Source organism: Bradyrhizobium sp. 14AA (assembly GCF_054185205.1).
In genome coordinates this window covers 186781-209027 of sequence record NZ_JAVAYM010000004.1, presented here as the reverse complement: position 1 = coordinate 209027, position 22247 = coordinate 186781, and the positions used below count along the sequence as shown (strand labels likewise).

Here is a 22247-nt window from a genome sequence, read left to right as displayed (position 1 = left end):
TAGCATCGCTATCATTCCGTGCTGGAGGGGCGTCATGGCAAGCCTGACCATCCGTAAGCTCGACGAGGGCGTCAAAACCTATCTGCGGCTGCGCTCGGCCAAGAACCACAGGTCGGTCGAGGAAGAGGTCCGGGTCATCCTGCGGGAGCTGATCGAGGGCCGGGAAGAGCCGCTGACGCCGTTTTCGGCGCCGCCTGCTGCATCCTCCGCGCCCTCGCCCCAGCGCACCGGCGCCCTCCCCGAGGCCAGCGTCACCCTGATCATCGGCGGCGGGATCGCGGCCTATAAGTCGCTCGACCTGATCCGAAGGCTGAAGGAGCGCCGCGTCGAGGTCCGCTGCGTGCTGACCAAGGCCGCGCAGCAATTCGTGACGCCGCTCGCGGTCAGCGCGCTCTCGCATGAGCGCGTCTACACCGACCTGTTCGACCCCCAGAGCGAGTTCGACGCCGGTCACATTCGCCTCGCGCGCGACTGCGACCTGATCGTGGTGGCGCCGGCCACCGCTGATCTGATGGCCAAGATGGCCAACGGCCATGCCGACGATCTCGCCAGCGCCATCCTGCTCGCGACCAACCGCAAGGTGCTGCTCGCGCCGGCCATGAACCCGCTGATGTGGAACAACGCGGCGACACGCCGCAACGTCGCGCAGCTTCAGCGCGACGGCGTGCTGCTGGTCGGACCCAATTCCGGCGAAATGGCCGAAGCAGGCGAAGCCGGCGTCGGCCGCATGTCGGAAGCGATCGAGATCGCCACCGCCGCCGAGCGGCTGCTGCGCCCGCCGGTGCCGAAGCCGCTCGCCGGCAAGCGCGTGCTGATTACCGCTGGCCCCACGCACGAGCCGATCGATCCGGTGCGCTACATCGCCAACCGCTCCTCCGGCAAGCAGGGTTTTGCCATTGCCGCGGCCGCGCAGGCCGCGGGCGCCGAGGTGATCCTGGTCAGCGGCCCGGTCGATCTCGACGATCCCGCCGGCGTCACCGTCAAGCACGTCGAATCGGCCCGGCAGATGCTGGAGCAGGTTCAGGCCGCGCTGCCCGCCGACATCGCGATCTTCGCCGCGGCGGTGGCCGACTGGCGCGTCGCCAGTGAAGGCGAACAGAAGCTGAAGAAGACCTCGGCCGGCATGCCGCCGCTTCAGCTGGTCGAGAACCCCGACATCCTCGCCACGATCTCGAAGCTGACCGACAGGCGCCCGCCGCTGGTGATCGGCTTCGCCGCCGAGACCGAGCACCTCATCGACAACGCCAAGTCGAAGCTGGCCCGCAAGGGTTGCGACTGGATCGTCGCTAACGACGTGTCGCCCGCCACCGGCGTGATGGGCGGCGACCGCAACACAGTTCATCTCATCAGCCGCAAGAATGGCGAGAAGGACGGCGAGATTGCAGTTGATTCCTGGCCGGTGATGACCAAGGAACAGGTCGCCATCGAACTGGTCGCGCATGTCGCAAGGAGCGTGACCGACAAATCCCTGGAGCCGGCATCTTGAGCACGAAAGTCACGGTCGAACTGCAACGCCTCCCGCATGCCGAAGGCCTGCCGCTGCCGGCCTATCAGACCGCGGAGGCCGCGGGGCTCGACCTGATGGCCGCGGTGCCGGACAGCGAGCCGATGACGCTCGCACCCGGCCAATATGCGCTGGTGCCGACGGGCCTTGCGATCGCATTGCCGCCCGGACACGAGGCCCAGGTGCGGCCGCGCTCGGGGCTTGCCGCCAAGCACGGCGTCACCGTGCTGAACTCGCCGGGAACGATCGACGCGGATTATCGCGGCGAGATCAAGGTGATCCTGATCAATCACGGCGCGGCACCCTTCGTGATCAAGCGCGGCGAGCGCGTCGCACAGATGGTGATCGCACCTGTGCTGCAGGCCGCGCTGGTTCCCGTCGCCACATTGTCGGCAACCGATCGCGGCGCCGGCGGCTTCGGCTCGACCGGCCGCTAACGCACGACAACTCCAGCCGAATCACCCGAAAATTTACGTGATTCCGCACGCCGCGCCCGGCATTTTTGGGGGGCCGCCTTTGCGTTCACGATCTGGACTCTTACCGGCGGAGTCACGGTGAGGGTATTGTCGTTTGATTCGCGCGCGACGGGGGTCGCCGCGCGTCAATTCGTGCGGTCTTGGGGCAACTATGTCAGGCGTGATCGTGTCGATGCGTCGGACGCTGCTATCGTGCACATCGTTGGCGCGCAACGGCTTGTTGGGAGGCGCTCTCGCAGCGCTGCTGCCGGCTGCGCCGGCTGAGGCCGCCGACTTCGTCGACACACTCTCAACGTTGCTGGATTTCAACCGGCAGGAACTCGCGGTGCTCGCCACCGCGCTGGCCTTGCTCGGCTTCTCGGTGGTGGCCGCGATCCTGCTGATGCGGACGCGCGTGCGCACGGCAAACAACGAGGCGCGGCTGCGCGCCCGAATCGGGGAACTGCAGCTCCAGGCCGACCGCTTCGGCGCGCTGCTGTTCGCCGAGCCGCAGATCCTGATCTCCTGGCCGGCCGGCGACAATCGCGCGCAGATTTCCGGCGACATCTCCATGGTGCTGCCGCGCGACTCCTCCCCGCAGCGCGTGCTCGCGTTCGGAACCTGGCTGCCGCCGGAACCCGCACTCCAGATGGATCACGCGGTCGATGCGCTGCGTGACCGCGGTGACGGGTTCCAGCTGACGCTGACCACCGCGCACGGCCACACGCTGGAAGCCATCGGACGCGCCATTGGCGGGCAGGCCATTGTCCGGATTCGCGAACTCTCAGGACTGCGCCGCGACCTCGCCGAAACCAATCTGCGCTACAAGGCGCTCTCCGACGAGACCGAGATGCTGCGCGGTTTCGCCGCCGCCGCGCCCTGGCCGATCTGGGCCAAGGGCGAGAACGGCGCGCTGACCTACGCCAACCCGGCCTATGTCCGCGCGACCGAGGCGGCCAGCATCACCGACGCGCAGGATCGCAAGCTCGAGCTGCTCGACAGCGCCGACCGCACCGCGATGGAGCGGGGACTGAAGGACGCCGCCGGTTTCACCTCGCGGCTGCCGATCGTGATCGGCGGCGAGCGGCGCATCTATGATGTGCGCGCGGTCAATGTCGGCAGCGGCAGTGTCGGCGTCGCCATCGATGCCAGCGAGGCGGACGCGCTGAGCTCGGCGCTGGTGCGGATGGCGGAGGCGCATCGCCGCACCCTGGACCAGCTCTCCTCGGGCGTTGCGGTGTTCGACGGCCAGCGCCGGCTCGCCTTCTACAATGATTCCTACCGCCGGCTATGGGACCTCGACCGCACCTTCCTCGACGCCAACCCTGATGATTCCAGCGTGCTCGACCAGCTTCGTGCAGGACGCAAGCTGCAGGAGCAGCCTGACTTCCGCGCCTGGAAGGCCAAGCTGCACGAGGCCTATCGCGCAGTCGAGGCGGCCAAGGACACCTGGTACCTGCCCGACGGCCGCGCGCTCTCCGTCGTCACCACGCCGAACCCCGAAGGCGGCGTCACCTATCTGTTCGACGACGTCACCGAGAGCCTCGACCTCGCCCGCCGCTTCGACGGCATCGTCCGGGTCCAGCGCGAGACGCTGGACAGCCTCGCCGAGGGCGTCGCGGTGTTCGGCAGCAACGGCAAGGCGCAGCTGTTCAACCCTGCCTTCGTGCGGATGTGGAAGCTGTCGAGCGACGCCATGCGCGACGAGCCGCACGTCCAGACGGTCGAGGGCTGGTGTCATCAGCTGTTCGACGAACCGCAAGTCTGGCGGCAGATCCGCGAGGCCATCACCTCGATCGAGAACCGCGCCGACGTGCCGCTGAAGCTGGAACGCAAGGACGGCAGCGTGCTCGACGGCATGATCCGGCCGCTGCCCGACGGCGCGACCATGCTCACGTTCCAGGACATCACCGACACCGAGAACGTCGAGCGCGCGCTGCGCGAGCGCAACGAGGCGCTGGAGACGGCCGACCAGATGAAGGTGGATTTCGTCCACCACGTCTCCTACGAGCTGCGCTCGCCGCTCACCACCATCATCGGCTTCGCGCATTTCCTCAGCGATCCCTCGACCGGGCCGCTGACGCCGAAACAGGCCGAATATCTCGACTACGTCACCAAATCGACCAACGCGCTGCTGGCGCTGACCAACAACATCCTGGATCTCGCCACCATCGACGCCGGCGCGATGAAGCTGGAACTCGGCCCGGTCGACGTCAGCAAGACCATCGAGCTCGCCGCCGAGGGCATCCAGGACCGGCTCGCCACCGACCGCATCCGCCTCAAGGTCGAGATCGCGCCCGATGTCGGCAGCTTCATCGGCGACGAGAAGCGCGTGGTGCAGGTGCTCTATAACCTCCTCGCCAACGCCGTCGGGTTTTCTCCACAGGATTCCACCGTCGGAATCAGCGCACGCCGCACCGAACGCAGCGTGGTCTTCACTGTGACAGATTCCGGGCCTGGAATACCTGCCGACATGAAGGACAAGGTGTTCAACTGGTTCGAAAGCCGCTCGCAGGGCTCGCGTCACCGCGGCGCCGGGCTCGGCCTGTCGCTGGTGCGCTCCTTTGTCGAGCTGCATGGCGGCAAGGTGCGGGTGGATTCGATCGTCGGCCGAGGCACGGTCGTGATCTGCGATTTCCCGACCGACCAGGCGGCGCATCGCGACGCCGCCGAATGACAGCGCCCAGGGATACGTCAACGGATACGTCCAAGGATACGTCCAAGGACACGTCAACGACATTCTCCGTCGCGCTTCACAACGAGACGGCCACCGCGCAACTGATGGCCGACCTCGCACTGCTGGTCGGCCCGGGCGATGTCATCACGCTCACCGGCGATCTCGGCGCCGGCAAGACTGCAGCCGCCCGCGCCATGATCCGCTACCTCGCGGGCGACGAGGAACTGGAAGTGCCGAGCCCGACCTTCACGCTGGTGCAGGGCTACGAGCTGCCGCCGTTTCCGGTGATGCACGCCGATCTCTACCGCGTCGAGGACGAGAGCGAGCTCGAGGAGATCGGGCTGTCGCCGCTGCCCGATGCCACGCTCGTCCTGATCGAATGGCCGGAGCGGGCGCCGTCGGCAATGCCCGCAGATCGCATCGACATCGCGCTGACGCATCGGCCGGCACTGGGCTCGAATGCGCGCGCCGCCGACATCACCGGTCACGGCAAGGCCGCCGCCGTTGTCGCACGGCTGAAGGCGTTGCGCGAATTCCTCGACGCATCGGGCTATCTCGACGCGGGCCGCAAGCGCATGGCCGGCGATGCCTCGACGCGCTCCTATGCACGGCTGCTGCGCGGCGACGAGATCGTCATCCTCATGAACTTTCCGCAGCGTCCCGACGGTGCTGCGACCTATGACGGAAAGTCCTACAGCGCCGCGGTGCATCTCGCCGAGAACGTCAAGCCGTTCGTTGCCGTCGACGAAGGCCTGCGCGCGCAAGGAATCTCGGCACCCGCGATCCATCATTTTGATCTCGACCATGGCTTCCTCATCTCGGAGGACTTTGGCAGCGAGGGCGTGATCGAAGGCGATCCGCCGCGCCCGATTCTCGAGCGATATGAAGCCGCGACCGACGTGCTGGCCGCGCTGCACGGCAAGACGCTGCCGGAGACGCTGCCGCTGGCGGATCAGACCTACGCCATTCCGGTCTTCGACACCGAAGCGCTGCTGATCGAGATCGGATTGATGCCGGAATGGTATCTGCCCGACCGCAACGCGCCGCTGAGCGACGACAGGCGCGACGAATTCTTTGCGATGTGGCGCGAGCTGCTGAAGAGACCGCAGGCCGCGCCGAAGACCTGGATCATCCGCGATTTCCACTCGCCCAATCTGATCTGGCTCGGGATGCGCACCGGCACTGAGCGCGTCGGCGTGATCGACTTCCAGGACGCGGTGCTCGGACCGCAATCCTACGACGTGGTGTCGCTGCTGCAGGACGCCCGCATCGACGTGCCCGAAAACATCGAGCTGACGCTGCTGTCGCGTTACATCAAGACGCGCCGCGCCAACGATGCAAGCTTCGACGCGGCCGGATTCGCCGAGCTCTACGCGATCATGTCGGCGCAGCGGAACACGCGCCTGCTCGGCACCTTCGCCCGCCTCAACCGTCGCGACGGCAAGCCACATTATCTGCGTCACCAGCCGCGGATCTGGACCTACCTCCAGCGCTCCCTGGCGCATCCCGCGCTTAGCTCCCTGCGCGACTGGTATCTCGCCAACGTCCCGCCGCCCCAGGGGCCTGCTTCGGCCTGATTCGGGCCCCGATTTACCGGCTGTTAGCCAAGACCTCGCTATTCTGGCGGCGAGGCAGCCGGATAATTACGGGCTGGAGCAGGGCAGATGGCGGTCAAGACGGACCAGCGCGGCAACAGCCGGGTTGTTTTCGAACGCGGGATTCCGGCCCAGATGATGGGCATAGACGGAACCTGGCGGCGCGACTGCACCATGGAGGACGTCTCCGAGAGCGGCGCCAAGCTGACCATCGACGGCTCGGTCGAGGGCCTCCACCTGAAGGAATTCTTTCTCCTGCTGTCGTCCACCGGACTCGCGTACCGCCGCTGCGAGCTCGCCTGGGTCAATGGCGACCAGATCGGCGTCAATTTCCTCAAGCTCGGCGACAAAAGGAAAAAGACGCGTGCCACATCCGTCGGGGCGTAACGGCAACACCCGTCGTACAACCGTCACGGCAGGTGGTTAAGGCGGTCGAGATGCGGTGCGGTTGATCGAGCCTCGTGTTAGGATTGCTGCGAACGCGAAATCCATAGGTCTGAGAAAGCGAAGGATGTCCGTCAAACCGACCAAAGCCATGGTGCTCGCCGCAGGGTTCGGCCTGCGCATGCGTCCGTTGACGGACAAGATGCCGAAGCCGATGGTGCCGGTGGCCGGCCAGCCGTTGCTCGACCACGTGCTCGACAAGCTCGGCCAGGCGGGCGTGGCCGAGGCGGTGGTCAATGTGCATTACCTGCCGGACCAGATCATCGATCACACTGCATCGCGTCAGCTTCCGCGCGTGACCATCTCTGACGAACGCGACCAGGTGCTCGGCACCGGCGGCGGCGTGGTCAAGGCGTTGCCGCTGCTCGGCGATGCGCCGTTCTTCCATGTCAATTCCGACACGCTGTGGATCGATGGCGTGCGCTCGAATCTCGCGCGGCTTGCGGAGAATTTCGACCCTGCGCGGATGGACATCCTGCTCCTGATGGCGCCGACCGCGACCAGCATCGGCTATAGCGGCCGCGGCGATTACGGCATGCTGCCCGACGGCGCCCTGCGCAAGCGCAAGGAAAAAGAGGTCGTGCCGTTCGTCTATGCCGGCGCGGCGATCCTGTCGCCCTCGATCTTCGCCGACGCGCCGCAGGGCGAGTTCTCGCTGACCAAGATGTTCGACCGCGCCAACGAGCAGGAGCGCCTGTTCGGCCTCCGCCTCGACGGCGTCTGGATGCATGTCGGCACGCCCGACGCCGTGCACGCCGCGGAAGAGGCGTTTCTGGAGAGCGTGGCGTAAGGCCGCTCCCAAACACGGTGCCGTAGGGTGGGCAAAGCGAAAGCGTGCCCACCATCTCTCTCGATCGCAAAAATGCGTGGGCACGCTTCGCTTTGCCCACCCTACGGGGCTGCGGAGTTTGGCGAACAGCGGGGAAGACCCCGTCCCCACCCATGACCATTTGAGTCCGGCTCCCTATATTGCCTGATCCTTCGAATCAGGCAGCCCATGCGCGTCTTCAGCGTTCCCCTCTCAGTTCCGTTCCTGCGCACGGTCGTCTCCTGCCTGCTCGACGGCCGGCTGGTCGACGGCTTCGAGGCGCGCAAGGAACCGGCGCGGCTGGCCGACGTCACGCTGTACCTGCCGACCCGCCGCGCGATGCGCGTGGTCCGAGAGATCTTCCTCGACGAGATGAAGACCGATGCCGTCGTGCTGCCGCGCATCGTCGCGCTCGGCGACATCGACGAGGACGAGCTGGCTTTCACTGAGGAGGGCGAGCAGTTCTCCGGCGCAACGCCGCTCGACATCCCGCCGCGGCTCGGCGAACTCGAACGGCGGTTGACGCTGGCGCAGCTCGTCGCGGCCTGGGCCAAAGGCCCGGTGCTGGCGCCGCTGGTGGTCGGCGGGCCCGCCTCGACGCTGGCATTGGCATCCGATCTCGCGCGCCTGATCGATGACATGGTGACGCGCGGCGTCGACTGGAGCGCGCTCGATGGCCTGGTGCCTGATAACCTCGATCGCTATTGGCAGCACTCGCTCGAATTCCTGCGCATCGCCCGCATCGCCTGGCCCGGCCATCTCGCCGAGATCAACCGGATCGAGCCGGCGGCGCGGCGCGATCGCTTGATCGAGGCTGAAGCCAAACGGCTGACTGCGCATCCCCATGGCCCCGTGATCGCGGCGGGTTCGACCGGCTCGATGCCGGCCACCGCAAAGTTCCTGCATGCGGTCGCATCGCTGCCGCATGGCGCGGTGGTGCTGCCGGGCCTCGACACCGATCTCGACGACGACGCCTGGCGAACGATTGGCGGCGTGCGAGACTCGCTCGGCAAGTTCGCGGAGCATCCGGCGTCGAACCATCCGCAATACGCCATGCATGCGCTGCTGGACCGTTTTGGCATCAAGCGCGGCGACGTCGAGATTCTCCGGCTGCCGGCGGAAGGCGGCCGCGATCTGCTCGCATCCGAATCGATGCGGCCATCCGCCAAGACGGAAGTCTGGCACGACCGGCTGAAGCAGCCCGATGTTGCCGCGAAGATCGCAGGCGGCATGAAGCACCTTGCCGTGGTCGAGGCTCCCAACCCTGAAATGGAAGCGCTCGCGATCGCCATTGCGATGCGCGAGGCGCGGCATCTGGACAAATCGGCGGCGCTGGTGACGCCGGATCGCGCGCTGGCGCGGCGGGTGATGGCGGCGCTGACCCGATGGGACCTCGCCTTCGACGATTCCGGCGGCGACGTGCTGATGGAAACCTCTGCCGGCGTCTTTGCGCGGCTCACCGCGGAAGCCGCCACCAAGGGATTGGAGCCGCCGACGCTGCTGGCGATGCTGAAACATCCGCTGTGCCGGCTCGGCCGGCTGCCTGGCGCATGGAAGGCGGCGATCGAGGACCTCGAGCTTGCAGTGTTGCGCGGCACGCGTCCACCTGCGGGCACAGCCGGCCTGCTCCGCGAATTCAATCGCTTTCGCGAGGAGCTTGCAAAGCTGTGGCGCAGCGAGGTCTCCGCGCTCCATAAGTCTGAGCCCCGCGCCCGCCTCAAGGCGGAGGATCTCGATCGCATCCAGGCGCTGATCGATGCCTTGCAGAAAGCGCTCACGCCGATCGAAAGCCTGGCGTCATCCAAACCGTCTGATTTCGCCGAACTCGCGCACCGGCATCGCGAGATCATGATCGAGCTGTCGCGTGACGAGCAAGGCATTCCTCTGGCCTTCGAGGAGCGCGAGGGCCTCGCGCTCGCGAGCGCCTTCGACGATCTGCTGCGCGGCGGAACGACCAGCGGATTGATGGTGACGCTGCCTGACTATGCCGATGTCTTCCAGACCGCGTTCGGCGATCGCGCGGTGCGGCGGCGCGACAAGCCGGGCGCACGCCTGCAGATCTACGGCCCGCTGGAATCGCGCCTGATGCAGGCCGACCGCATCATCGTCGGCGGGCTGATCGAGGGCGTCTGGCCGCCGGCGCCGCGGATCGATCCCTGGCTCAGCCGGCCGATGCGGCACGAGCTTGGTCTCGACTTGCCGGAGCGCCGTATCGGCCTCTCCGCCCACGACTTCGCGCAGCTGCTCGGCGGCGACGAGGTGATCCTCACCCATTCCGCCAAGGCCGGCGGCGCACCGGCGGTGGCTTCGCGCTTCCTGCACCGGCTCGAGGCGGTCGCCGGCGACGAGCTCTGGAAGGCGGCGATTCGCGCCGGCGAAAAATATGTGCAGTTCGCTGATACGCTGGACCAGCCTGACGAGGTCACGCCGATCAAGCAGCCGGAGCCACGGCCACCGCGCGCGACGCGGCCGCTCAACATGTCGGTGACCGCGATCGAAGACTGGCTGCGCGATCCCTACACGATCTACGCAAAGTATATTCTGAAGCTCACTGCGCTCGATCCCGTCGACATGCCGCTGTCGGCCGCCGACCGCGGCTCGGCGATCCACGACGCGATCGGCGAGTTTACGGAAAGCTATGCGACGCGGCTGCCCGACGATCCCGCCCGCGTGCTGCGCGCGATCGGCGAGAAGCATTTTGCGCCGCTGATGGAGCGACCCGAGGCGCGCGCGCTGTGGTGGCCGCGCTTCCAGCGTATCGCGCGCTGGTTCGGCGAATGGGAAACCGTGCGTCGTAACGCGATCGAATCGATCACGGCGGAGACACGTGGCGAGATTTCGATCCCGCTCGACAGCACGCGCAGCTTCAAGCTGTCAGCCCGCGCCGATCGCATCGAGCGGCGCCAGGGCGGCGGCTATGCCATTCTCGACTACAAGACCGGCCAGCCCCCGACCGGCAAGCAGGTCCGCATGGGCCTGTCGCCGCAGTTGACGCTGGAAGCGGCGATCCTGCGCGAAGGCGGTTTCCCCGATATCGACGCCGGCGCATCCGTAAGCCAGCTCGTCTATGTCCGCCTGAGCGGCAACAATCCGCCCGGCGAGGAGCGCATCCTCGAGCTCAAGTACAAGCAGGGCGACGAACCGCAGCCGCCGGACACGGCAGCCGCCGAGGCGCGGGCCAAGCTGGAGGCGCTGATCCGTGCCTTCGACGACGAGAACCAGCCCTACACCTCGCTAAATCTGCCGATGTGGACGAACCGCTACGGCGCCTATGACGACCTCGCCCGGATCAAGGAATGGTCCGCGGCCGGTGGTTTGGGGATCGAGGAATGGTGAAGCTGCCTCGCCCCATCCCGGACGAGGTGCGCGCGCGGCAGGCGCGCGCGTCCGATCCGACTGCCTCGGCTTTCGTGTCGGCCAATGCCGGCTCGGGCAAGACGCATGTGCTGGTTCAGCGGGTCATCCGTCTGCTGTTGTCGGGCGTGCCGCCGGAAAAGATCCTCTGCATCACCTTCACCAAGGCCGCCGCCGCCAACATGGCCGAGCGCGTGTTCACGACGCTGGGTCACTGGGTGACGCTTGATGATGCGGCGCTCGACGGAGCGATCAAGGCTGTCGGCATCCCCCACCCTGATCGAAAATTACGGCGCGACGCGCGAAAACTATTCGCCTGTGCGCTGGAGACGCCGGGCGGATTGAAGGTTCAGACCATCCACGCGCTGTGCACCCGCCTGCTCCAGCAGTTCCCATTCGAAGCCAACGTACCCGCGCGCTTCGCCGTCATCGACGAGCGCGACCAGACCGACATGATGGAGCGCGCCAATCTGAAGGTGCTGCTGGAGGCCGCGCGCGATCCGGACAGCGTCACCGGCCGTGCGCTGCTCACCGCGATGGCCAGCGCCGCCGACGTGACCTTCAAGGAGGTGGTGCGCGAGGCGTGCCTGAGCCGCGACCATTTCATGGCTTGGACCGACGAGGCCGGCAGCGCAGGCGCGGCGGCCGAGCAGATGGCAGCCGTGCTGGGCGTCGACGCCAGCGACCGCATCGAGGACGTCGAGACCGAAATTCTCGACGGCCCGTTCCTGCCGCGCTCGCGCTGGGACGACATCGCCTTTGCGCTGGAGGACGGCAGCAAGTCGGATAACGATCAGGCTGGCCGGCTCCGCGAGGCAAAGGTGTTTTCCGACGCGGCGCAGGTCGATGCTTATCTGTCCGTCTTCCTCACCGACGAGAAGCTGCCGCGCAAGGCAGTGCTGACCAAGAAGTTTGGCGAGCACAACCCGTCCGTCGCCCGCCTGTTCGAGAACGAGGCGCAGCGCCTCAGTGGATTGATCGAGAAGCGCCGCGCGATCACGATGCGCGACCGCACCGCGGCTCTCCTGCACATCGCGACCGCTGCCGCGGCGAACTACCGCCGCGAGAAGCAGGAGCGCGGGCTGCTCGACTATGACGATCTCATCGACAAGACGCTGGCGATGCTGAACCGCGTCTCCTCGGGCTGGGTGCATTACAAGCTCGATCGCGGCGTCGATCACGTGCTCATCGACGAGGCCCAGGACACCAGCCCGCGCCAATGGGACATCGTCGCGCATATCATCTCGGAGTTCACGGCCGGCGAAGGCGCGCGCGAAGGATTGAACCGCACGGTCTTCGCGGTCGGCGACGAGAAGCAGTCGATCTTCTCGTTCCAGGGCGCAGCCCCGCACGAATTCGACGCGCGCCGGCGCGAGCTGCACCGCAAGTTCACCTCGGCGGGGCTGAAGTTCGATCCGGTCGCCTTCACCTATTCGTTCCGCTCGGGTGCTGCGATCCTGCATTCGGTCGACCACGTCTTCCGCGAGCAGGAGATCTACAAGAGCATCCATTCGGTCGAGATCGGCCATCCCCTGCACAATGCGCTCGCCGATGCCGGTCCGAGCGTGATCGAGCTGTGGGATCTGGCCGTCGCCGACGACAGGCAGGAGATCGAGGGCTGGCGTGCGCCGTTCGACGGCGTTGCAGCCACCAGCCCCGAGGTCAAGCTCGCGCGCCGCATCCAGGCCGAGATCAAGCGGCTGGTCGAGAGCGGCACGCTGACGGGACACGAAGGCGAGCGCCGGCCGCTGCGTTACGGCGACATGCTGATCCTGGTGCGCCGGCGCGGCAATGCGTTCGATGCCGTGATCCAGGCGCTGAAGCACGCTGGCGTTCCCGTCGCCGGCGCCGACCGGCTCAAGCTGACCGAGCACATCGGCATCATCGACCTGATGAATCTCGCCGACGCCCTGCTGCTGCCGCAGGATGATCTCGCGCTCGCGGTGGCGCTGAAGAGCCCATTGTTCGGGCTCGATGACGACGATCTGTTCCAGTTGGCCCACGACCGCAAGGGATCGCTCCGCCGTGCGCTCGGCGAGCATGCGGCTGGAAGCGAGAAGTTCGGGGCGGTGCTGCGTCGCCTTGAGGCTTGCGAGATTCGTGCGCGCGAGGAGACGCCGTTCGCCTTCTACGCCTGGCTGCTCGGCGGCGACGGCGGCCGCGCGCGCATCCTGCGCCGGCTCGGCTTTGAGGCCAACGACGCACTCGACGAATTTCTGGAGCTGGCGCTGAACTATGAGCGCAAGGCGCCAGCCTCGCTGCAGGGCTTCATGGCCTGGCTGCGCTCGGCCGACACCGAGGTGAAGCGCGACATGGAGATCTCGCGCGACGAGGTGCGGGTGATGACCGTGCACGGCGCCAAGGGGCTCGAAGCTTCGGTCGTGTTCATGGTCGACACCACCTCGTCGCCCGCGGACTCGCAGCGGGTTCGGCTGATCCACGTGCCACGCGGCAATGGCGGCGAGGTCGTGGTCTGGGCCGGACGCAAGGCCGATGATCCCAAGCCCGTCGCCGACGCGCGCAAGGCGATGATCGATGAGACCGAGGACGAATATCGCCGCCTGCTCTACGTCGCGATGACGCGCGCGGCCGACCGGCTGATCGTCGGCGGCTGCATGCCCGGCAATATGAAGACGGTCCGCAAGCTGAGCTGGTACGATCTGATCGACACCGGGCTTACCGGCTCGGGTCTGGACAAGCAGACGATCGAGACCCCGCTCGGCAAGGTGACCCGATTCGCCCGGCCGGAGGACGTCGCGGCGATGGGCGTGCCGGCGACGGCCGCGGACCATTCGGTCACGCTGCCGGACTGGCTGCGGACGCCAGCGCCGCGCGAACTGGTCGAGGATGATCTGGTGCGACCCTCTGGCCAGGCCGCCGAGGAGGGTCGCGCGGTACGATCAGGCGAATCGGTCCAATCCCGCGCGCTCGCACTGCAGCGTGGCACGCTGGTGCACCGTCTCCTGCAATCCCTGCCTGATATCGCCGCAGAGCGCCGGCGCGAGGCTGCGCTCGGCTTCATGGCGCGCAACGCCGCTGACTGGACCGAGGTCGACCGCGCCGCGCTGGCCGACAAGGTGCTCGCTTTGATCGCGGAGCCGCGCTTCGCAGCCGTGTTTGCCGCCGGCAGCCGGGCCGAGGTCGCCATCGCCGGGCGGCTGGAGCGACCGGGCCGCCAGCCCGCGCTGGTGTCGGGGCAAATCGACCGGCTGGTCGTTCGTCCGGATGAGGTTTTGATCGTCGATTTCAAGACCAACCAGGCCGCGCCCAAAAGTGCGGCCGCGGCACCCGCCGCCTATGTCCGGCAGCTTGCGCTGTACCGGGCGGTGCTGGCGCGGCTTTATCCCCAAAAGCCCATCCGCGCCGTCCTGCTCTGGACCGAGGCCCTTGAATATATGGAGATTTCAGCCCCCGCGCTGGACGCGGCGCTGGCATCCCTTCATCTCGGTGTGAGCATCCTTGACCCGGCAAGGAGCCGTTCATAGGTTGACCCCATGATCCCGGGCGCGATTCCATGTCGCGCCGATTCTCTCAGGTACGAGGTATCCCCATGGCCGTTGGTAAGGTTTCCGATTCCGATTTCGAAGCCGAAGTGCTCAAGGCGAACGGCCCCGTGGTCGTCGATTTCTGGGCCGAGTGGTGCGGCCCCTGCCGTATGATCGCCCCCGCGCTCGACGAGATCGCCGGCGCGATGGGCGACAAGGTCAAGATCGTGAAGCTCAACGTCGACGAGAGCCCGAAGACCGCGTCCAAATACGGCGTGATGTCGATCCCGACCCTGATGATCTTCAAGGGCGGCGAGATGGCCTCCCGCCAGGTCGGCGCTGCGCCGAAGGCGAAGCTGCAGCAGTGGATCACCTCGGCGGTTTGATCGACGTCGCGATCAACTGAGAATTCCGCAGCGGCCGGCGAATAGCCGGCCGTTTTGTTTTGCCCGTAGCCCGGCGCGGTCTATTTCCCGTCTGCCTTAGCCTCCGCCAGCTTCGCCAGGCTCGCAAGGACCTCGGGAAAATCCGACGCGACGGCCGGACCGATCTCGGCCGCTTGCGGGCCTTTGGCATCGACGGCGTAAACGATGCGCGTGCGCTCCGATCCAAGCTGCTCGATGCGATGGGCGACCTTGATGACGAGATCGCCGACCCGCGTTTCGTCGACAAAGCACACGTTCTCGCGGACTTCGATCAGTTGCGAGCGTAGCGCCTCCTCGCCGGGCGGCGTCATGGTGAACCAGGTGCCGGTCGCAAATGGCCCGTCAATGTCGATCTGCTCGATCCCCGCATTCCAGCTTTTCCAGCCGGGGACATTGCGAAAGATGCCCCAGATCGTCTCTGCGGTCGCAGACGTCTCGATGGCATATTCGTTTCGCCAGACATCTCCGTCGTCCATGGCGCGCTCCCTTTTTCCTACTTGATCCATCCCGTTGCCAGCGCGTGCGCCAGCTCCGGCTGATTGTTGCGGCGGGCAAGGTCCGCCATCACCTCGTGATCGTAGGCCACGTGACGAAACGTCACCTGCCACCCGCCAACTGTCGGCTCAAGAATCGCGTAGCGCGCATCTGGCGTGCCGGCTTCGACGACGTGCGGGAACGGATGCTTGTCGCGGTAGCCGGGGCTGCCGACGCTGCCGGGATTGACGATCAACCGGCCGTCGCGAAGCCGCACCGCTCGCGCGAGATGGGTATGGGCGCAGAGGATCAGGGATTGCGTGATGCCTTGCGCGAGCTGCTCGATGCGGTCGAGCGGCGATAGCGCCACCGTGCCGTCGGGATGCACGGTGTCGAGCCAATAGACTTCGTCATTCCCGGGTGTCGCGTGGCAGAGGAAAACCTGGTCGCGGAACACGCGCGTCATCGGCTGTGCGCGCAGCCAGTCAAGTTGTGCGGCATTGAGTGCTTCGTAGGCGGGACGATCCCACGAGCCCATCTTCTCCGGCGGACGGTCGAGCAGGTAACGGTCGTGGTTGCCGAGCACGTGCACGGCGTCGATGCTCATCAGGATCTCGATGGTCCGCCGCGCATCGAGCGGCCCGCTCAGCATGTCGCCGAGATTGACGATGTCGGCGATGCCCAGGGCGCGGATGTCGGCGAGCACCGCCTCAAGCGCGAGATAGTTTCCGTGGACGTCGGCAATCGCGGCGAAGCGCATTGTCATCCTCACTCTCGTGCCCCGGACGCGGCGCAGCACGTAGTGATGCGCCGCTGAGCCGGGGCCTATCTCGCTTCTGGGTCCCGGCTCTGCGGAGCAGCGTTGCACGCTGCACCGCGTCCGGGACAAGGGAGCTCATGCAGGAGGCGTGCCGTTGATGCCGAGCACGTGGCCGGCGAGATAGAGCGAGCCGGTGATCAGGATGCGCGGCGGCACTTCATAGGCGAGCTTCGACAGTGCGCGCAAAGCGGCCTCGATGCCGGGCGCGGACTCGACGCGCATGGCGAGGCTGCGCGCGGCGTCCGCGAGGCGGTCGACCGGCATCGCATTCTCGGTGTCGGGGATCGGCACCGCGATGATGTGACGGGTGAGGCCGGCGAAATTGGCGAGAAACGCTTGCGCATCCTTGTTGGCCATCATGCCCACGATCACCACCAGCGGCCGCGACACCCGCTCTTCGAGGTCGCCGAGCGCCGCGGCGGCGACACGCCCGCCTTCGGCATTGTGTCCGCCGTCGAGCCAGATATCGGAGCCCTGCGGTCCCCAGCCGAGCAATTCGCCGGAGGTGATGCGCTGCATCCGCGCCGGCCATTCGGCGCCGACGATGCCGGCCTCGAATGCGGCCTGGTTGATCTTGAAGTTCGGAATTGCGCGCAGCGTTGCAATCGCAAGGCCGGCATTGTCGAACTGGTGACGGCCGAACAGGCGCGGCGCCGTGAGATCCATCAGGCCGCGATCGTCGGAATAGACGAGACGCCCGTGCTCGACATTGACGTGCCAACTTTCGTTCGCGGCAAACAGCGGCGCACGCATCCGCTTGGCCTCCGCCTCGACCACCGCCATTGCCTCCGGCAATTGCTCGGCGCAAATCACGGGCACGCCGCGTTTGATGATCGCAGCTTTCTCGCCGGCGATCGATGTCAGCGTGTCGCCGAGAAAATCGGTGTGGTCCATGCTGACAGGCGTGATCACGCAGGCCGCCGGCGTGTCGACCACGTTGGTCGAATCGAGCCGGCCACCGAGGCCGACTTCGAGCAGCACGGCATCGGCGGGATTCTGCGCAAACAGATGGAAGGCCGCCGCGGTCTTCAGCTCGAACACGGTTGCGGCTTCGCCGGCATTGACGCGCTCGACCTCTTCCAGCGCCGCGCGCAACTCGTCGTCATCGACCAGCACGCCGCCACCGACGCGGCCGAGCCGAAAGCATTCGTTGATGCGGACGAGATAAGGCGAGGTATAGGCGTGCACGCGCAGGCCAGCTGCCTCCAGCGTCGCGCGCAGATAAGCGAGCGTCGAGCCCTTGCCGTTGGTGCCGGCGATGTGGATGACCGGCGGCAGCTTGCGTTCGGGATGCCCTAGCCGTTCGAGCAGGCGATGCATCCGCTCCAGCCCGAGATCGATGCGCTTCTGATGCAAGGCCGACAACCGCCCGATCACCTCACCGAGCGGCAGCTTTGCGTTGTCAGAGGACGCGTTCACGCGTGCGGCGCAGCCGGCGCCGTCTCGGCGGCCGAGACGATCTGCGCGGGGCTGAGCACCGGCTGTATCGGCTTCGACGCAGTCTCCAGCGCCGGCGCCTTGGTCAGGAGGCGGCAGAGCCGCGCCAGGGTCGGACGCAACTCGTGGCGATGCACGACCATGTCGACCATGCCGTGCTCCTTCAGATATTCGGCGCGCTGGAAACCCTCAGGGAGCTTCTCGCGGATGGTTTGCTCGATCACGCGCGCGCCGGCAAAGCCGATCAGCGCGCCGGGTTCGGCGATCTGCACATCGCCCAGCATCGCATAGGATGCGGTGACGCCGCCGGTGGTCGGGTTGGTCAGCACGACGATGTAGGGCTGTTTTGCCTCGCGCAGCATCTGCACCGCGACCGTGGTGCGCGGCATCTGCATCAGCGACAGGATGCCTTCCTGCATGCGCGCGCCGCCCGAGGCAGCGAACACGATGAACGGCGACTTCTTCTCGACCGCGAGCTCCAGCCCGCGCACGATGGCTTCGCCCGCGGCCATGCCGAGCGAGCCGCCCATGAAATCGAAATCCTGCACGGCGACGACGACGGCGGCGCCTTCGAGCTTGCCGTAGCCGACCTTGATCGCGTCATTGAGGTTAGTGCGCGCGCGGGCATCCTTGATGCGGTCGACGTATTTCTTCTCGTCGCGGAACTTGAGCGGATCGGGCGTGACGTCGGGCAATGCGACGTCGAACCAGGTCTCGTTGTCGAAGATCGACTTGAGCCGTGCCACCGCGCCCATGCGCATGTGGTAGTTCGAGCCGGGGATGACGAACTGGTTGGCCTCGACGTCCTTGTAGAACACCAGCTGCCCGGAATCCGGACACTTGATCCACAGATTCTCCGGCGTCTCCCGCCGCAGCATGTTGCGGATCTTCGGCCGGACCACATTGGTAAGCCAGTTCATGGTTTGCTCCGATGTGCGGCCCCGCTTGGGACCGCCTGAAGGGATATATGGCGGCCGGGCCTTTGCCCGGCAAGCCGCCGTGTCGTCCGCCTTGGCAGCGGAATTATGGCCTATTCGGCCGCCTGTTTCGCGCCCTTGACGCCCTGCGCCAGGGCCGCCGTCAATTCGGCGACGGCGTTAACGGTTTTGGCGGTTGCCCGCCCCTCGGCGTCGAGGCTGTTCTTGAGCGCATCGACCAGTGCGGTGCCGACCACGGCGCCGTTGGCATGGGATGCAATGGCGCGCGCGGTCTCCGGCGTCCGGATGCCGAAGCCGACGCAGACCGGCAGCTTGGTGTGACGCTTGATGCGGGCCACCGCCTCGCTCACGGCCGAGGAGTCCGCGGCGGCCGCGCCGGTGATGCCGGTGATCGAGACGTAGTAGACGAAGCCCGACGTGTTGGCGAGCACGGCCGGCAGGCGCTTGTCGTCGGTCGTCGGCGTCGCCAGGCGAATGAAGTTCAGGCCGGCCTTCATCGCGGGCAGGCACAGCTCGTCGTCTTCCTCCGGCGGCAGGTCGACGATGATGAGACCGTCGACGCCCGCGCTCTTCGCATCGAGGAGAAATTTGTCGACGCCGTAGATGTAGATCGGATTGTAATAGCCCATCAGCACGATCGGCGTCGCATTGTCGTCCTTGCGGAAGCCACGCACGAGATCGAGCGTCTTCTTCAGCGTCATGCCGGCCTTGAGCGCACGAAGCCCGGCGGCCTGGATCGAGGGACCGTCGGCCATCGGATCGGTGAAGGGCATGCCGATCTCGATCACGTCGGCGCCCGACTTCGGCAGCGCCTTGATGATCTCGAGCGACGTCGCCGGATCGGGATCGCCGGCCATCAGGAAGGTGACGAAGGCCGAGCGGCCCTGCTTCGCAAGCTCGGCAAAACGGGTGTCGATACGCGTGGTCACTTCTTGCCCCTCAGGATGTCGCCGACCTGCGGGACGTCCTTGTCGCCGCGGCCGGAGAGATTGACGACCATCAGGTGATCTTTCGGCCGCTTCGGCGCGAGCTCCATCACCTTGGCGATCGCATGCGCGGGCTCGAGCGCGGGAATGATGCCTTCGAGCCGCGACAGCAGCTGGAAGGCGGCGAGCGCCTCGTCATCGGTCGCGGAGAGATAGTTGACGCGGCCGATCTCGTGCAGCCAGGAATGCTCGGGGCCGATGCCGGGATAGTCGAGGCCGGCCGAGATCGAATGCGCGTCCTGGATCTGGCCGTCCGCGTCCATCAGGAGATAGGTGCGGTTGCCGTGCAGCACGCCGGGACGGCCGCCCGCGATCGAGGCCGCGTGCAGCTGCGTGAGCCCGTGGCCGGCGGCTTCGACGCCAAAAATTTCGACGGAGGAATCATCGAGGAACGGATGGAACAGGCCCATCGCGTTCGAGCCGCCACCGATGCAGGCGACCAGCGAATCCGGCAGGCGACCCTCGACCTCCTGCATCTGCGTCTTGGTCTCGTTGCCGATGATCGACTGGAAGTCGCGCACCAGCGTCGGATAGGGATGCGGGCCCGCCACCGTGCCGATGCAGTAGAAGGTGTTGTGCACGTTGGTCACCCAGTCGCGCAGCGCCTCGTTCATGGCGTCCTTCAGCGTGCGCGTGCCCGACTGCACCGGGACCACCGTCGCACCCAGCATCTCCATGCGGATCACGTTGGGTTGCTGCCGCTCGACGTCGACGGCGCCCATATAGACCACGCATTCGAGGCCGAAGCGCGCGCACAGCGTCGCGGTGGCGACACCATGCTGGCCGGCGCCGGTCTCGGCGATGATGCGCTTCTTGCCCATGCGCCGCGCCAGCATGATCTGGCCCAGCACGTTGTTCACCTTGTGCGAGCCGGTGTGGTTGAGCTCTTCGCGCTTCAGGTAGATCTTGGCGCCGCCGAGATGCTCGGTGAGACGCTCGGCGAAATACAGCGGCGAGGGCCGGCCGACATAGTTCTTGAGATAGCCGTTCATCTCGGCCTGGAACGCCGGATCCGCCTTGGCCGCGGTGTAGGCCTTCTCGAGATCGAGGATCAGCGGCATCAGGGTTTCGGCGACGAAGCGTCCGCCGAAAATGCCGAAATGGCCGCGCTCGTCGGGGCCGCTGCGGTAGGAGTTTGGTTTGGCGATGGTCATCGAACACTCAACTCTTGGCTTGCGTCTTGGCTGGGCTCTTGGCTGGCGCGCGCAGCGCGAATGAAGGCCTTGATCATCTCCGGATCTTTCACGCCGGGGGCGCTCTCGACTCCGGAGGAGACGTCGACGCCGCCGGCGCGGGTGACGCGAACGGCTTCGACAACGTTGTCGGCGTGAAGCCCGCCCGAGACCATGTAAGGCAGCTTCAGATCGAGATTTTCCAGCAGATGCCAATCGAACGGCGCGCCAAGGCCGCCGGGGCGGGTCGCATCCTTCGGCGCACGCGCATCGAACAGGATGCGGTCGGCGACCGCGGCATAGCCGGGCAGCACGGTGAGATCGGCTGATGTTGCGACCGGGACTGCTTTCATCACGGGGCGGCCGAACCGCTGCTTGATGTCGCGCAGCCGCGCAACGCTCTCCTTGCCATGAAGCTGGAAGATGTCCGGCGACAGCGCGTCCATGATGTTGTCGAACATGGCATCGTCGGCATCGACGGTGAGCGCGACCTTGAGCGCGCGCCGCTTCACCTGCTGGCCGAGGTCGCGGCCCGCTTCCAGCGACAGATGCCGCGGCGACGGCGGGAAGAACACGAACCCGACCATGTCGGCGCCCGCGTCGAGCGCTACTTCAAGCGTCTCGCGCGTGGACAGGCCGCAGATTTTGACGAGCAGGGACATGGTCTCAAGGCAAATGGAGGCCGCCGGTCTGCGGCCGGAAAACAGGGTTTTCGGTCGGGGCCGCTTCTACAACGTCGCGCGCTGCTTGTCTCGCCCGACGGGCCCGTAAAGGCCCACCCCGGAGGGGACGGGGAGGCGCTGGGAATCGGGCCTTGCTGCGGCCACCTGGGCCCGCAGATCGGCCAGCTCGCCCCTGACGGCCCGCACATCCGCCTCGTGCCGGCGCGCCGCCCGCCGCCAGCGCCGCTGGCCGAACCAGACGGCGCAGCCGCCCGCAACGACCCCGAGGGCGCCGACCAGGATCAGGAGCAGGAACAGCGGCAGCGTGACCGTCAATGACGGATCGTTCGAAACGAAGGGATCGAGCGAGACCGTGACGAAGTGCCGGTTGGCGACGGCAAAGACCACCAGGATCAGGCCCAGCGGAATCACGATCAGCGCGGTCAGGAACTTTCGCATCGCGATCGCTCGTCTTGAATCAAGCTTGCTGCCGCATCATGCGGCCGTTCGGTTAAGCCCGGACGACAGCGGCCTCTTTAGTCCGGCGCGCCGGGATCCGGATGGTCGCGGTTCAGCCGCTCGCGCATTTCCTTGCCGGTCTTGAAGAACGGAACGCTCTTCTGATCGACGGGCACATGGGCGCCGGTGCGAGGATTGCGCCCGGCGCGTGCAGGGCGATGCTTGACCGAGAAGGCACCGAAGCCGCGCAACTCGACGCGATCACCGCGCGCGAGGGCCGCTACGATCTCTTCGAGAATCGCATTCACAATGTTCTCGACATCCCGCTGGTACAGATGCGGGTTGTGCTCGGCGATACGCTGAACAAGTTCGGATTTGATCATCGAGAGATAGGACCCGGAAGCGTGCGGATGACCATTTCCGTGAAAATACCGTGATCTGTCAAGACGCTAAATCAAGGTTGAGTGTCGTGAAAGTGCGTGACAAATGCCGAAAAAGCAGGCTGGACCACCACGCGCCAAACGCGAAAAACCTATGGAACTCGCCCGACTC

The 22247-nt window shown here is 66.5% G+C and carries 18 protein-coding genes; 9 read left to right on the top strand and 9 right to left on the bottom strand.

Annotated features, from left to right (window positions below; genetic code table 11):
• Positions 1-34: 34 nt before the first annotated feature.
• The 9 genes from coaBC (at position 35) to trxA (ending at position 14708) form a co-directional block, all read left to right on the top strand.
• Positions 35-1486 carry a bifunctional phosphopantothenoylcysteine decarboxylase/phosphopantothenate--cysteine ligase CoaBC gene (gene coaBC / locus RAD15_RS10990; protein ID WP_458177154.1) on the top strand — a complete coding sequence of 484 codons (1452 nt, stop codon included), beginning with the start codon at positions 35-37 and terminating at the stop codon, positions 1484-1486.
• Positions 1483-1941, top strand: coding sequence for a dUTP diphosphatase (gene dut, locus RAD15_RS10985; RefSeq protein ID WP_458177152.1), 459 nt, complete (start codon positions 1483-1485; stop codon positions 1939-1941). Before coaBC ends, dut begins: the two co-directional genes overlap by 4 nt.
• Positions 1942-2131: 190 nt before the next feature.
• A complete protein-coding gene (locus tag RAD15_RS10980; protein ID WP_458177150.1) occupies positions 2132-4636 on the top strand; it encodes a PAS-domain containing protein in 2505 nt (834 codons plus the stop codon).
• Positions 4633-6213 (top strand): tRNA (adenosine(37)-N6)-threonylcarbamoyltransferase complex ATPase subunit type 1 TsaE, encoded by a 1581-nt coding sequence (gene tsaE, locus RAD15_RS10975; RefSeq protein ID WP_458177148.1) that lies wholly within the window; start codon positions 4633-4635, stop codon positions 6211-6213. Before RAD15_RS10980 ends, tsaE begins: the two co-directional genes overlap by 4 nt.
• Before the next feature lie 87 nt (positions 6214-6300).
• Positions 6301-6618 carry a PilZ domain-containing protein gene (locus RAD15_RS10970; RefSeq protein ID WP_458177146.1) on the top strand — a complete coding sequence of 106 codons (318 nt, stop codon included), beginning with the start codon at positions 6301-6303 and terminating at the stop codon, positions 6616-6618.
• Between the two features lie 124 nt (positions 6619-6742).
• On the top strand, positions 6743-7465 hold the full coding sequence (locus RAD15_RS10965) for a nucleotidyltransferase family protein (protein WP_458177144.1): 723 nt from the start codon (positions 6743-6745) through the stop codon (positions 7463-7465).
• A gap of 207 nt (positions 7466-7672) precedes the next feature.
• The gene (gene addB / locus RAD15_RS10960; protein ID WP_458177142.1) at positions 7673-10819 is read left to right on the top strand and encodes a double-strand break repair protein AddB; all 3147 of its coding nucleotides are present in this window, start codon (positions 7673-7675) and stop codon (positions 10817-10819) included.
• Positions 10813-14322, top strand: a complete 3510-nt coding sequence (gene addA / locus RAD15_RS10955; protein ID WP_458177140.1) for a double-strand break repair helicase AddA — start codon at positions 10813-10815, stop codon at positions 14320-14322. The genes addB and addA overlap by 7 nt, the downstream gene beginning before the upstream one ends.
• Positions 14323-14387: 65 nt before the next feature.
• The gene (gene trxA / locus RAD15_RS10950; RefSeq protein WP_092289405.1) at positions 14388-14708 is read left to right on the top strand and encodes a thioredoxin; all 321 of its coding nucleotides are present in this window, start codon (positions 14388-14390) and stop codon (positions 14706-14708) included.
• Positions 14709-14788: 80 nt separating this feature from the next.
• Here trxA and RAD15_RS10945 read toward each other — a convergent pair whose 3' ends face one another.
• The 9 genes from RAD15_RS10945 to RAD15_RS10905 all read right to left on the bottom strand — a co-directional run bounded on the left by RAD15_RS10945 (position 14789) and on the right by RAD15_RS10905 (position 22078).
• On the bottom strand, positions 14789-15223 hold the full coding sequence (locus RAD15_RS10945; RefSeq protein WP_458177138.1) for an SRPBCC family protein: 435 nt from the start codon (positions 15221-15223) through the stop codon (positions 14789-14791).
• A gap of 17 nt (positions 15224-15240) precedes the next feature.
• A complete protein-coding gene (locus RAD15_RS10940) occupies positions 15241-15981 on the bottom strand; it encodes a metallophosphoesterase family protein (protein ID WP_458177395.1) in 741 nt (246 codons plus the stop codon).
• Positions 15982-16116: 135 nt separating this feature from the next.
• Entirely contained in the window at positions 16117-17460 is a 1344-nt protein-coding gene (locus tag RAD15_RS10935; protein ID WP_458177136.1) for a bifunctional folylpolyglutamate synthase/dihydrofolate synthase, read from the bottom strand.
• Complete coding sequence (gene accD, locus RAD15_RS10930) at positions 17457-18398, bottom strand: acetyl-CoA carboxylase, carboxyltransferase subunit beta (RefSeq protein WP_458177134.1); 942 nt, start codon at positions 18396-18398, stop codon at positions 17457-17459. The genes RAD15_RS10935 and accD overlap by 4 nt, the downstream gene beginning before the upstream one ends.
• Before the next feature lie 110 nt (positions 18399-18508).
• Complete coding sequence (gene trpA / locus RAD15_RS10925; protein WP_458177132.1) at positions 18509-19345, bottom strand: tryptophan synthase subunit alpha; 837 nt, start codon at positions 19343-19345, stop codon at positions 18509-18511.
• Entirely contained in the window at positions 19342-20556 is a 1215-nt protein-coding gene (trpB, locus tag RAD15_RS10920) for a tryptophan synthase subunit beta (protein WP_458177130.1), read from the bottom strand. The genes trpA and trpB overlap by 4 nt, the downstream gene beginning before the upstream one ends.
• Positions 20553-21236: a phosphoribosylanthranilate isomerase gene (locus RAD15_RS10915; RefSeq protein WP_458177128.1), complete on the bottom strand. Its 684-nt coding sequence runs from the start codon at positions 21234-21236 to the stop codon at positions 20553-20555. The genes trpB and RAD15_RS10915 overlap by 4 nt, the downstream gene beginning before the upstream one ends.
• Positions 21237-21302: 66 nt before the next feature.
• A complete protein-coding gene (locus RAD15_RS10910) occupies positions 21303-21695 on the bottom strand; it encodes a lipopolysaccharide assembly protein LapA domain-containing protein (protein WP_458177126.1) in 393 nt (130 codons plus the stop codon).
• Positions 21696-21772: 77 nt separating this feature from the next.
• The gene (locus RAD15_RS10905; RefSeq protein WP_007598410.1) at positions 21773-22078 is read right to left on the bottom strand and encodes an integration host factor subunit beta; all 306 of its coding nucleotides are present in this window, start codon (positions 22076-22078) and stop codon (positions 21773-21775) included.
• Positions 22079-22247 lie beyond the last annotated feature (169 nt).